The following is a 12,144-nucleotide window of genomic DNA, read 5'->3' as shown; positions in this document are numbered from 1 at the left end:
CGCGGCTCAGCCTTCGGGGACCGAGAAGGACCCGGTGACCCGGCCGCCCGACTGGCCTTCGCCCGTAACCGAGGACGATCCGCTGGCGCGCCCGTCGACGCTCGACACGCCCGAGGCGAGATCGATCACCAGCCGTCCGCCATTGAGCGTATCGCCCCCGCGGTTGAGCCGGACATTGCCCGCCATGGTGATGATCCGGCGGTTGAAATCATAGACCGCCGTATCGCCGCGCGCGCGTTCGTTACCGCGGGTTACATTGACCCCGCCGGTGGCCATGATGCGCTGGATCTTGAGTGTGCCGGCATCCGAATAGCTGACGATGGTGCGCGCCGCATTGAGGTTGAGCCCGGCCTGGGTGATCGCGACATTGCCCGACAGGACGACGCGGTTTTCGCGGTCCTGCAGCTCGATCCGGTCGGCGGCATAGGACACGGGCGCATCCGAATTGTGCCCCGCGATCGACTGCGCGGAGAGCTGGATACCGGCAAAGGCGACCGCCGTGACCGCGAACGAACCGATGCCCCAGCGGGCGATGGTGGGGAGCAGGGGCTTCATTACGGCATCCTCAGCTTTCCGGGCTCCATGCGCAGCCGCGCATTGTCCGACAGGGTTATGGTGCGCGCCGACAGATCGGCGGTCAAACGGTCGGCGCTGAAGGTCCCGGCGGGAATTTCCCCCTCGACGCCCCCCGCACCGACCAGCAGCTTGTTGGCGAGGTCGACCGAGACGCCGCGCGCCAGCATGCGATAACCATCGGCGGCCTGCATGCGCATCGGCCCGGTGATCGAAACCACTTCCTTGTCGATGTCATATTGCCCGGCTTCGGCACTCAGCCGCGCGGGGCCATCGTCGAGCAGCAGCCGCGCGACCAGATCGTCCATCCGCACGAGCCCTTCCGCGCTCGAGCGCTGGACCGCCTCGCCCGCGGTCAGCGAGAACGGACGGTTCTGGTTGTCGGCCCCGCGATAGAGCGCATTGTCGACGCGCAGGCGTTCCGAAATGATCGCCACCTTGTTGCGGTCGAGCAGGAAGCTGATCTCGCCGCGCGGCGAGAGCGGGGTGATGACCATCAAGGCGGCCAGCACGCCGACAGCCATCGGCAGCGCGCGCGCAAGGAAAGCGACGAGGCGATCATGCGCCCCGCCGGGCTCGGCCCAGTGCTGGCGCTCGTGGCGCCGCTCCTGGGCTTCTGCCGTTTCGATCCTGCGTTGCCGGAATGCCATGCGTGTCGCCTGCCCGCGTGATCCTTACATGTGGCTGAAGATGTCGTGCTCGGCCCAGCCCGCCACATCGAGCCGCGCGCGGGTAGGGAGGAAGTCAAAGCAGGCCTGCGCCAGTTCGGTGCGGCCCTCGCGCGCCAGCCGGCGGTCGAGCTCGTCCTTCATCCGGTGGAGGTAGCGTACGTCGCTGGCAGCGTATTCGCGCTGCGCGTCGTTGAGATCGGGGCCGCCCCAGTCGCTCGACTGCTGCGCCTTGGAGATGCTTTCACCGAGCAATTCCTCGACCAGCATCTTGAGCCCGTGACGGTCGGTATAGGTGCGCACCAGCTTGCTGGCGATCTTGGTGCAATAGCAGGGCGTCGCTTCCACCCCGAGGTAATATTCGATCGCGGCGAGGTCGAAGCGCGCGAAATGGAACAGCTTGAGCCGTGCGGGATCGGCCAGCACCGCCTTGAGATTGGGCGCGTCGTAATCGCTGTCGGGCGCAAAGCGCACGAGATGCTCGTCGCCCTTGCCGTCGCTGATCTGGACGACGCACAGCCGGTCGCGGATCGTGACGAGACCCATGGTTTCGGTATCGACGGCCACGGGGCCATCGGCGAGGACGCCTGCGGGGAGGTCTTCTTCGTGGAAATGCACTGCCATGCGCGCGGCCTTAGGCCGATTGGGGATTGGTGGGAAGGGGTGCTGGCGAGGCGCGTCCGGGCGGCCTAGTCCTGTCCCTATGGCGACCGACGAAATCCCCGAAAGCTGGCAGGCCGCGCTGGGCCCGGTGCTGGCAACCCCGCAGGCGCGGCAATTGGGCGGATTTCTGGTGGAGGAAGAGCGCGCGGGAAAAACGGTCTATCCGCCGCGCGGTTGCCGCCTGGCTGCGCTCGACCTGACCCCGCTCGACGCGGTGAAGGTCGTGATCCTCGGGCAGGATCCCTATCACGGGCCGGGGCAGGCCATGGGCCTGTGTTTCGCAGTGCCCGAAGGAGTGAAGGTCCCGCCGAGCCTCGTGAACATCTACAAGGAGCTGGAAGCCGATCTTGGCATCGCGCGCCCCGCGCATGGCGATCTGCGCAAATGGGCGCGGCAGGGCGTGCTGCTGCTCAACAACACGCTGACGGTCGAGGGCGGCAAGGCGGGCAGCCATGCAAAGCGCGGCTGGGATGCGATCACCGATGCCTGCGTGGCGGCAGTGGCGGCGCGCGAGGAGCCCGCGGTGTTCATCCTGTGGGGCAGCCATGCGCAGGCCAAGGCGCAGCGGATCGAGCACTTGCGCGATCCACGCCATTGCGTGATCGAGAGCCCGCACCCCAGCCCGCTGTCGGCGCATCGGGGATTTTTCGGCTCGCGTCCGTTCAGCCGGACCAATGCCTTCCTTGCCGAACATGGTCGCACCCCGATCGACTGGGCGGTGTGACTTGCCATGGGCGTAAGCCTGTAGGAGACTTGCCGTCAGCGACAGGGGGAAGTTGGCAGTGAAGGCGATATTCAAGGCAGGCGCGGCGCTGGCCGTGCTGGGAATGGTGGTTCCGGCACAGGCTCGCACTGGCGGCGATCACCATGCCGAGGCAGGCGCCCCCGATGCCGCCCGGGCTGAGGCGCTGGCCGAAGCGATGCGCGCGGCCGAGCTATGGGTCGAAGGCCAGCGGCAATATCGCAACATCCCCGCGGTCTCCGCCGCGGTGGCGCAGGGCGACCGGACCGTCTGGGCGCGCGGCTTCGGCACCACCGACCGCGCGCGCCACGTGCCCGCAAGTGCCGATACGATCTATTCGATCTGTTCGATTTCCAAGCTGTTCACCGCGGTTGCACTGATGCAGCAGTGGGAGCAGGGTAAGGTCGCGCTCGACACGCCGATCGCGCATTATCTGCCTTGGGCCACGCTGGCGGACGATCCGCGTGACAGCGTGCCGGTGACCCTGCGCGGGGCGCTGACCCATTCTGCCGGGCTGCCGCGCGAATCGGACTATCCCTATTGGACCGGGCCCGATTATCCCTTCCCCAGCCAGGCGCAGGTCCGCGCCAAGATCGGCTCGCAGGCGCCGCTCTATCCCGCCTCGACCACCTGGCAATATTCGAACCTCGGCCTGACGCTGGTCGGCGAAACGGTCGAGGCGGTAAGCGGCGAACGCTTCGCCGACTACGTCACCGCGAACATCCTCGAGCCGCTTGGTCTGGAGGATACGCGGCCCGGGCTTCCCGGCGCGCTGTATGGCGCGCAGCTGGCGGTCGGCTGGGGCGCGCTGACGGCGCAGGGCACACGCCCGCAGATCGACCTGTTCGATCCGGCGGGGATCACGCCCGCCGCCGGGTTCAGCGCCAGCGTCGCCGATCTGGCCAAATTCGCCAGCTGGACCTTCCGCCTGGCCAAATCGGGCGAAGCCGAAGTGCTGCGCGCCTCGACGCTGCGCGAGATGCAGCGGGTCCATTATATTTCGCCCGATTGGGAAACCAGCTGGGGGCTCGGCTTCGCGGTGCGCCGTGAAGGCGACACGACGGTGGTCGGCCATGGCGGTTCCTGTCCCGGCTATCGCAGCTCGCTGATGATCGCGCCGAGCGAGGAAATGGCGGTCGCCGTCGCGATGAACGCGATGGATGATCCGGGCGCGCTTGCCTATGGCATCGCCGCGCTGCTCAAGGCGCGGGGCGGGGCCACGCCCTTTGCCGAGGTCGAGGGCGTCGATCTGGCCGACTATGCCGGGGTCTATGACGGGCAGCCCTGGAGCGCGGACTATATGCTGATCCCCTGGGCGGGCGGGCTGACCTGGCTCGCCGCCGATGCGGATGAACCGGCCAAATCGATGTGGCGACTGAAACCGCTCGGCGGCGACCGGTTCCAGGTTGTCACCGACACCGGCGAAGAGCGCGACGAAGTCGTCTTCGAACGGGACCGCGCGGGCAACATCCACGCGGTCCACCAGCACTCCAATTCCTCGCGCCGGCTGCGCGGGCTCTAGCTCAGAAGATCGAATAGCCCCCGTCGATCACCACCGAATCGCCGGTGTGGAAGCGGCTGGCATCGCTCGCGAAATAGACCGCGATGCCTGCAAAGTCCTCGCCCTCGCCCCAGCGGCGCATCGGCACGCGGCCGATCGCTTTTTCATTGAAGGCGTCCCAGTTCTGCAGCCGCTCGGTCATGTCGGTGGCGATCCAGCCGGGCAGCACGGCATTGGCACGGATACCGTAGCGCGCGAGTTCGACCGCGGTGCCGCGGACCATGGCCAGCACGCCCGCCTTGGTCGCGGCATAGGCCTGGTTCTGCGGCGCGCCGTGGATCGCCGACACGCTCGAGGTGACCAGCAGCGAGCCGCCCTTGTCGCCGCTCTCCGCGCGCGCGACCATGTGCTTGCTCGCCTCGCGGAAGGTCCAGAACACCGCATCGAGATTGACCGCGGTGACCTTGCGCCATTGCTCGGTCGTCTGTTCGATCAGCGGCGCGCGCCCGCCGACGCCGGCATTGGCGATGCAGCTGTCGATCCGGCCAAGGCGCGACAGGCTTTCGGCCATGGCATCGACCACCGCCTGTTCATCGGCGACATCGACCTCCAGCGCCTCCACGCGCGTACCATGCGCTTTGAGCCGTTCGAGCGCAGCGGCGTTCTTGTCCGCATTGCGCCCCCAGACCGCGATGTCGGCGCCGGCCGCCGCAAGCCCTTCGGCCATGCCCAGGCCGATCCCGCCATTACCGCCGGTTACCACTGCCGCCTTGCCCGTCAGGTCGAAGGGTTTGAAAGCCATAGTCCTAATCTCCTCTCGCTCCGCTGGCAGTGAAGGGCAGCAGAGGAACGATTGCAAGATGCAACTTGTTCGTTAGGCTGCCCTGCATGACCGACCTTGTCCTGACCGAGATCGCCGATGGGATCGCCACCGTCACCCTGGATCGCCCCGAAGCGATGAACGCGCTGTCGAAAGCGCTGCGCCACCGGCTCTATGCGGTGATGACCGCACTCGATGCCGATGACGCCGTGCGCGCGGTGATCCTGACCGGTGCGGGCACACGGGCCTTCACCGCGGGGCTCGACCTCAAGGAACTGGGGGCGGAAGAAGGCGCGCTGGGGGCGGCCAATGCCGAAGGCGCGGAAGAAAATCCGGTCAAGGCGATCGAGAGCTGCCGCAAGCCGGTGATCGGCGCGATCAATGGCGTGGCGATCACCGGCGGGTTCGAAGTCGCGCTGGCCTGCGACGTGCTGATCGCCAGCAGCAATGCCCGCTTCGCCGACACGCATGCGCGCGTCGGGATCGTGCCGGGATGGGGGTTGTCGCAGAAACTGTCGCGCATCATCGGGATCAGCCGGGCCAAGGAATTGAGCTTCACCGGCAACTTCCTCGATGCCGATACGGCCGAGCGTTGGGGGCTGGTCAACCGGGTGGTCGCGCCTGAAGACCTGCTGCCCGAGGCGCGGCGGATCGCGGCTGATATGGCGGGCATCGATCCCGCCTTTCTCGCCCGCTACAAGCAGCTGATCGACGAAGGCTATGCCGCAAGCATGGGCGAGGGGCTGGCGATTGAGCACCGGCTCTCCTCGGCGGCGAATAGCGCGGTCAGTCCGGCAGAGGTCGAGGCCCGCCGCGCCGCAGTGCAGGCGCGCGGACGCACGCAGAATTAGCTCAGCGGGCTAGCTCAGCGGGGCAGTTCGCTCGCGCCCATCAGCGCCTTGTCGACCGCGCGGGCGCATTGCCGGCCTTCGCGGATCGCCCAGACCACCAGGCTTTGTCCGCGCCGCATGTCGCCGCAGGAGAACACATTCGCCTCGCTGGTGAGATACCATTCGGTATCCGCCGCGACATTGCCGCGCCCGTCGAGATCGACGCCTGCACGGTCGAGCAGTCCGCGCCGCTTGGGCCCGGTGAAGCCCATCGCGAGCAGGATGAGATCGGCCTTGAGCGTAAATTCGCTGCCCGCGACTTCCTGCATGCGGCCGTCTTTCCATTCGACGCGGACACATTCGAGACCCGCGACATCGCCATTGTCCTCGACCACGCGCTTGGTCAGCACCGCCCAGTCGCGGTCGACGCCTTCTTCATGGCTGGACGAGGTGCGCAGCTTGAGCGGCCAGTCGGGCCAGGTCAGCGCCTTGTCTTCCTTCTCGGGCGGCTTGGGCATGATCTCGAGCTGGGTCACACTGGCCGCGCCCTGGCGGTTGCTGGTGCCGACGCAGTCGCTGCCGGTGTCGCCGCCGCCGATCACGATGACATGCTTGCCGGTCGCGGTGAGCGAACCGCGCGGCGCGGCGCGGACTTCGTCGTCGCCGGCATTGCGCTTGTTCTGCTGGGTCAGGAATTCCATCGCCAGCCGCACGCCGTTGAGTTCGGATCCGGGGATGTCGAGCATGCGCGCTTCTTCGGCGCCGCCCGCCAGCACTACCGCGTCGAAATTTTCCTGCAGCGCCTGGAAGCTGACTTCGACTCCGACCTCGCTCGACGTGCGGAACTGGACGCCTTCGGCTTCCATCTGCACCGCGCGGCGGTTGATCAGGTGCTTTTCCATCTTGAAGTCGGGAATGCCGTAGCGCAGCAAGCCGCCGATCCGGTCGCTCTTCTCGAACACGGTGACTGCATGGCCCGCGCGCGCCAGTTGTTGCGCGCAGGCGAGGCCCGCGGGACCGCTGCCCACCACCGCGACCGATTTCCCGCTGCGCCGATCGGGCAGTTCGGGTTTGACCCAGCCTTCCTCGAAGCCGCGGTCGATGATCGCGCATTCGATGCTTTTGATCGCGACCGGCGAATCGACGATGTTGAGCGTGCAGGCGGCCTCGCACGGGGCGGGGCAGACGCGGCCGGTAAACTCGGGGAAATTGTTGGTCGAATGAAGGACCGCGAGCGCGTTTTTCCAGTCGTCCTCGTAGACGAGGTGGTTCCAGTCCGGGATGATGTTGTTCACCGGACAGCCGTTGTGACAATAGGGAATGCCGCAATTCATGCAGCGCGCGGCCTGCTGGCGCAGCTCGTCCTCCGACAGCGGGAGCGTGAACTCCTTGTAGTTCGTCAGCCGTTCCTGCGGGTCGAGATAGGTGCGCTCGAGCCGATCGTATTCGAGAAAACCGGTTTCCTTGCCCATGACCCTTACTCCGCCGCTTCCATTGCGGCCTGTTCGCGTTCGTCTTCGAGTGCCTTGAGCGCGCGCTGGTAATCGCGCGGCATCACCTTGCGGAAATTGCCAAGCTCGCTGGTCCAGTCGTCGAGCAGAGCCTTGGCCTTGGCCGAGCCGGTGTGCAGCAAGTGCCGCTCGACCAGAACCTTGAGCCGTTCCGCGTCATGGTAGAGCGGATCGCCCATGCCGCAGTTCTCGACCGAGATCGGGCGCTGCTGCGGATTGCCCCAGCTGCGTTCGGCACCTGTCCCATCGCCCGGCTGGACGTCGACCACATCGACCTGCGCCGGATTGCACAGCGCTTCGAAGCGGCGGTCGGGATCGTAGACATAGGCGATCCCGCCGCTCATCCCGGCAGCGAAATTGCGGCCCGTGGGGCCGAGCACGCAGACCACCCCGCCGGTCATGTATTCGCAGCCATGATCGCCCGTGCCCTCGACCACCGCGACCGCACCCGAATTGCGCACGGCGAAGCGTTCGCCCGCGACGCCTTCGAAATAGGCCTCGCCCGCGATCGCGCCATACAGCACGGTGTTGCCGACGATGATGTTTTCGCCCGGCGCACGCGGCGCGTCTTCGGGCTGGCGGACGATGATCCGGCCGCCCGACAGGCCCTTGCCGACATAGTCATTGGCATCGCCGGTCAGGCTGATGGCGACGCCATGCGCGAGCCATGCGCCAAAGCTCTGTCCGGCAACCCCGGTGAAATCGATCCGGATGGTGTCGGGCTGGAGCCCGGCATGGCCATGCGCTTCGGCGATCCGGCCCGACAGCATGGCGCCGACGGTGCGGTTCACATTGCGGATCCGGCGCGTCAGATGAACCGCCTGGCCGCTTTCGATTGCGGGCTTGCAGGCCTCGATCAGTTCGACATCGAGCGCCGCAGCAAGGCCGTGGTCCTGCGTTTCGGTCTGGAACAGCTGCTGGTTTTCCTCGAGCGGGACCGCATGGAGGATGCGCTTGAGATCGACGCCATGCGCCTTCCAGTGGCGCTCCACCCGGCGCATGTCGAGCCGGTCGACGCGGCCGATCATTTCTTCGACCGTGCGGAAACCCATCTCGGCCATGATCGCGCGCAATTCCTCGGCGACGAAGAAGAAGTAGTTGATGACGTGTTCGGGCGTACCGGTGAACCGCTTGCGCAGCACCGGGTCCTGCGTGGCGACCCCGACCGGGCAGGTGTTGAGATGGCATTTGCGCATCATGATGCAGCCCGCCGCGATCAGCGGGGCGGTGGCAAAACCGAATTCGTCCGCGCCGAGCAGCGCGCCGATTGCGACATCGCGCCCGGTGCGCAGCCCGCCGTCGACCTGCACCGCGATGCGGCTGCGCAGATCGTTGAGCAGCAGCGTCTGCTGCGTTTCGGCAAGACCGATTTCCCACGGGCTGCCCGCATGGGTCAGGCTGGTCAGCGGGCTGGCACCCGTACCGCCGTCATAACCCGAAATGGTGACATGGTCGGCCTTGGACTTCGACACACCCGCGGCGACCGTGCCGACGCCCACTTCGGACACCAGCTTGACCGAAATACGCGCCTTGGGCTGGACGTTCTTCAGATCGTGGATCAGCTGCGCCAGATCCTCGATCGAATAGATGTCGTGATGCGGCGGGGGCGAGATCAGGCCGACGCCGGGCGTCGCATGGCGCACCGCGCCGATCCGCTTATCGACCTTGTGGCCGGGCAGCTGGCCGCCTTCGCCGGGCTTTGCGCCCTGCGCCATCTTGATCTGGATATCGTCCGAATTGACCAGATATTCGGTGGTCACGCCGAAGCGGCCACTGGCGACCTGCTTGATCCGGCTGCGCATCGAATCGCCATTGTCGAGCGGCAGAAAGCGTTCGGGCTCCTCGCCGCCTTCGCCGGTGTTCGAGCGGCCGCCGAGACGGTTCATCGCGATGGCGAGTGTCGAATGCGCTTCGTGGCTGATCGAACCGAAGCTCATCGCGCCGGTGCTGAAACGTTTGACGATCTCGACCGCGGGTTCGACCTCGTCGAGGCTCAGCGGCTGTTCGGCGGGCGTCAGTTCCATCAGCCCGCGAATGGTCAGCAGGCGTTCGCTCTGCTCGTTGATCGAGCGCGCGAATTCCTCGTAATTCTTTATATCGTTGCCGCGCACCGCGTGCTGCAATTGCGCCACCGATTGCGGGGTCCAGGCATGCGCTTCGCCGCGCAGCCGGTACTGGTAGATCCCGCCGACATCGAGCATGCCCTTGTACAGCGGATTGTCGCCGTAAGCCTGCGCGTGACGCTGCACCGCTTCCTCGGCAACTTCGGCCAGGCCGATGCCTTCGATGGTGGTCGCCGTGCCGGTGAAATAGGTATCGATAAATTCGGAATTGAGCCCGACCGCGTCGAAGATCTGCGCGCCGCAATAGGACTGGTAGGTCGAGATGCCCATCTTGGACATGACCTTGAGAATGCCCTTGCCGACTGCCTTGACGAAGTTCTGGCGCACGTCGGCCGGGTCGCGGTCGGGGAAGCGTCGGGCGCGCAAATCCTCGAGCGTCTCGAAGGCCACATAGGGGTTGATCCCCTCGGCGCCGTAACCCGCGAGCGCGCAGAAATGATGCACTTCGCGCGCTTCGCCGGTCTCGATCACGAGCCCGGTCTGCATCCGCAGCCCCTGGCGCACTAGCTGATGATGCACTGCCGCGGTCGCCAGCAGTGCGGGCATGGGAATGCGGTCAGGCCCCTGGCCGCGATCGGACAGGATCAGGATGTTGGCATCGCCCAGCACCGCTTCGGTCGCCGCCCAGCACATTTCCTTGAGCGCCATCGCGAGGCCCTCGGCGCCGGTCGAGGCATCCCAGGTGATGTCGATCGTAGCGGTGCGGAAGGCACCGTCCAGCGCGGCTTCGACCGAGCGGATCTTCGCCAGACCTTCGTTCGTGAGGATCGGCTGGCTGACTTCGAGCCGCTTGTGCGTGCCCGCATCGCGGCCGAGCAGATTGGGCCGCGGGCCGATCATCGACAGCAGGCTCATCACCAGTTCCTCGCGGATCGGGTCGATCGGTGGATTAGTGACCTGCGCGAAGTTCTGCTTGAAATAATCGTAGAGCAGGCGGCTGCGGTCGGACAGGACCGCGATGGGCGTGTCGGTCCCCATCGAACCGATCGGGTCCTCGCCGCCCTGCGCCATGGGTTCGAGGAAGCGGCCGATGTCTTCCTGCGTATAGCCGAAGGCCTGCTGACGTTCGAGCAGGCTGGTGGTGGCGGTGGGGATCTCGCTCAGGTCGGGTTCGATCCGGTCGAGGTCCTTGAGCTTGTACTGCGCCGTTTCGAGCCATTTTTCATAAGGCGCGGCATTGGCCAGCTCGGTCTTGAGCTCCTCGTCCTCGACAATCCGGCCCTGTTCGAGATCGATCAGCAACATGCGGCCCGGCTGGAGCCGCCACTTGCGCGTGATATCGGCATCGTCGAACGGCAGCACGCCGCTTTCCGAGGCGAGCACCACGAGATCGTCCTTGGTCGTGCACCAGCGCGCGGGGCGCAGGCCGTTGCGGTCGAGGCAGGCGCCGATCTGCTTGCCATCGGTGAAGCACACCGCGGCGGGGCCGTCCCAGGGCTCCATCAGCGCGGCGTGATATTCGTAGAACGCGCGCCGGGCCGGATCCATCAACGGGTTCTTGGCCCAGGCCTCGGGCATCAGCATCATCATCGCATGCGCGAGGCTGTACCCGCCCGCGACCAGCAGTTCGAGCGCATTGTCGAGGCAGGCGGTGTCCGACTGGCCATGCGGGATCAGCGGCCACATCTTGTCGAGATCGGCGCCGAGCAGCTCGCTTTCCATCGTCCGGCGGCGCGCTTCCATCCAGTTCACATTGCCGCGAACCGTGTTGATTTCGCCATTATGCGCCATGAAGCGATAGGGATGCGCCAGCCGCCAGCTGGGGAAGGTATTGGTGCTGAAGCGCTGGTGGACGAGGCCGAGCGCGGACACGCAATCGGGATCGCGCAGATCGTCGTAGAAACTGCCGACCTGGTTCGCCAGCAACAGGCCCTTGTAGACCACGGTGCGGCTGGAAAAGCTCGGGATATAGGCGGTCGATAGCCCGGCAATGCCGTGCTTGTGTTCGAGCGCGGCAAGCGGGTTGAGCGTCTGCTTGCGGATCACGACCAGCTTGCGTTCGAAGGCATCCTGGTCGGCGCAATCGGGACCGCGCGCGATCACGCACTGGCGGATGACGGGCATCGAATCGACAACCGCCTTGCCCAGCCCATCGAGCGTGGTCGGGACATCGCGCCAGCCGATGAGACGCTGGCCTTCCTTCTCGACGAACCGTTCGAGCTGGCGCTCGACGAATTCGCGCGCTTCGGTCGGTTGCGGGAGGAAGCACATGGCGACGGCATAATCGCCCGCCTGCGGCAGGTCGTGGCCGTGATCGGCGGCCCATTTGCGCAACAGCGGGTCGGGTACCTGCAGCAGGATCCCCGCACCGTCGCCCAGCAGCGGATCGGCACCGACCGCACCGCGGTGGTCGAGATTGGCGAGAATCTCGAGCGCCTGCGTGACGATGGCATGGCTTTTCGCGCCCTTGATATGCGCGACCATGCCGACGCCGCAGGCGTCGTGTTCGTTACGCGGATCGTAGAGACCCGTTACGGTTTGGGGCGGCGTGCGTCCCATCAGCGATGCGTCCTCCTTCGTGCCCGCCCACCGGCCTCGCATGGGGTGCGGGGCAGCCGGGAGCATGGTCGAGCGGTGCCCATCACGGCACCAGCAAAATTGCGCGAAGGATCGTAATGCCGACCGGATCGGGATTTTGCAACTGCGAGAAGCGAAGCAAAATTTCGCAGCCGCCAAGTTTTCCGCTTTATACGGCGCGTTAGCGGGGGTGCGG

The 12,144-nt window shown here is 66.3% G+C and carries 9 protein-coding genes; 3 read left to right on the top strand and 6 right to left on the bottom strand.

Annotated features, from left to right (window positions below):
- Window positions 1-6 precede the first annotated feature (6 nt).
- From VWN43_RS13620 to VWN43_RS13610, 3 genes are read right to left on the bottom strand one after another with little or no spacing between them, the layout of a single operon-like run.
- A complete protein-coding gene (locus tag VWN43_RS13620; protein WP_320181379.1) occupies window positions 7-555 on the bottom strand; it encodes an LptA/OstA family protein in 549 nt (182 codons plus the stop codon).
- Window positions 555-1,223, bottom strand: coding sequence for an LPS export ABC transporter periplasmic protein LptC (locus VWN43_RS13615; RefSeq protein ID WP_320181380.1), 669 nt, complete (start codon window positions 1,221-1,223; stop codon window positions 555-557). Before VWN43_RS13615 ends, VWN43_RS13620 begins: the two co-directional genes overlap by 1 nt.
- Window positions 1,224-1,247: 24 nt before the next feature.
- Entirely contained in the window at window positions 1,248-1,865 is a 618-nt protein-coding gene (locus tag VWN43_RS13610) for a ribonuclease D (RefSeq protein ID WP_263605720.1), read from the bottom strand.
- A gap of 79 nt (window positions 1,866-1,944) precedes the next feature.
- Here VWN43_RS13610 and ung point away from each other — a divergent pair, with 79 nt between their 5' ends.
- Together ung and VWN43_RS13600 are read left to right on the top strand one after the other, a co-directional pair.
- Window positions 1,945-2,628 carry a uracil-DNA glycosylase gene (ung, locus tag VWN43_RS13605; protein WP_320181381.1) on the top strand — a complete coding sequence of 228 codons (684 nt, stop codon included), beginning with the start codon at window positions 1,945-1,947 and terminating at the stop codon, window positions 2,626-2,628.
- Between the two features lie 58 nt (window positions 2,629-2,686).
- Complete coding sequence (locus tag VWN43_RS13600; protein ID WP_320181382.1) at window positions 2,687-4,168, top strand: serine hydrolase domain-containing protein; 1,482 nt, start codon at window positions 2,687-2,689, stop codon at window positions 4,166-4,168.
- Window position 4,169: 1 nt separating this feature from the next.
- Here the strand turns inward: VWN43_RS13600 and VWN43_RS13595 are convergent, their stop codons facing one another.
- Complete coding sequence (locus VWN43_RS13595) at window positions 4,170-4,949, bottom strand: SDR family NAD(P)-dependent oxidoreductase (RefSeq protein WP_320181383.1); 780 nt, start codon at window positions 4,947-4,949, stop codon at window positions 4,170-4,172.
- A gap of 86 nt (window positions 4,950-5,035) precedes the next feature.
- Between VWN43_RS13595 and VWN43_RS13590 the strand changes: the two genes are divergently transcribed.
- Window positions 5,036-5,818: an enoyl-CoA hydratase gene (locus tag VWN43_RS13590; RefSeq protein ID WP_320181384.1), complete on the top strand. Its 783-nt coding sequence runs from the start codon at window positions 5,036-5,038 to the stop codon at window positions 5,816-5,818.
- Between the two features lie 14 nt (window positions 5,819-5,832).
- Here the strand turns inward: VWN43_RS13590 and VWN43_RS13585 are convergent, their stop codons facing one another.
- Complete coding sequence (locus tag VWN43_RS13585) at window positions 5,833-7,269, bottom strand: glutamate synthase subunit beta (protein ID WP_320181385.1); 1,437 nt, start codon at window positions 7,267-7,269, stop codon at window positions 5,833-5,835.
- A 5-nt stretch (window positions 7,270-7,274) separates the two neighbouring features.
- Window positions 7,275-11,930 carry a glutamate synthase large subunit gene (gltB, locus tag VWN43_RS13580; protein WP_320181386.1) on the bottom strand — a complete coding sequence of 1,552 codons (4,656 nt, stop codon included), beginning with the start codon at window positions 11,928-11,930 and terminating at the stop codon, window positions 7,275-7,277.
- Between the last annotated feature and the right edge of the window lie 214 nt (window positions 11,931-12,144).

Origin of the sequence: Qipengyuania sp. HL-TH1 (genome assembly GCF_036365825.1) — a bacterium.
Taxonomy (GTDB): Bacteria; Pseudomonadota; Alphaproteobacteria; order Sphingomonadales; family Sphingomonadaceae; genus Qipengyuania; species Qipengyuania profunda.
This window is presented reverse-complemented; position numbering and strand designations above follow the sequence as displayed.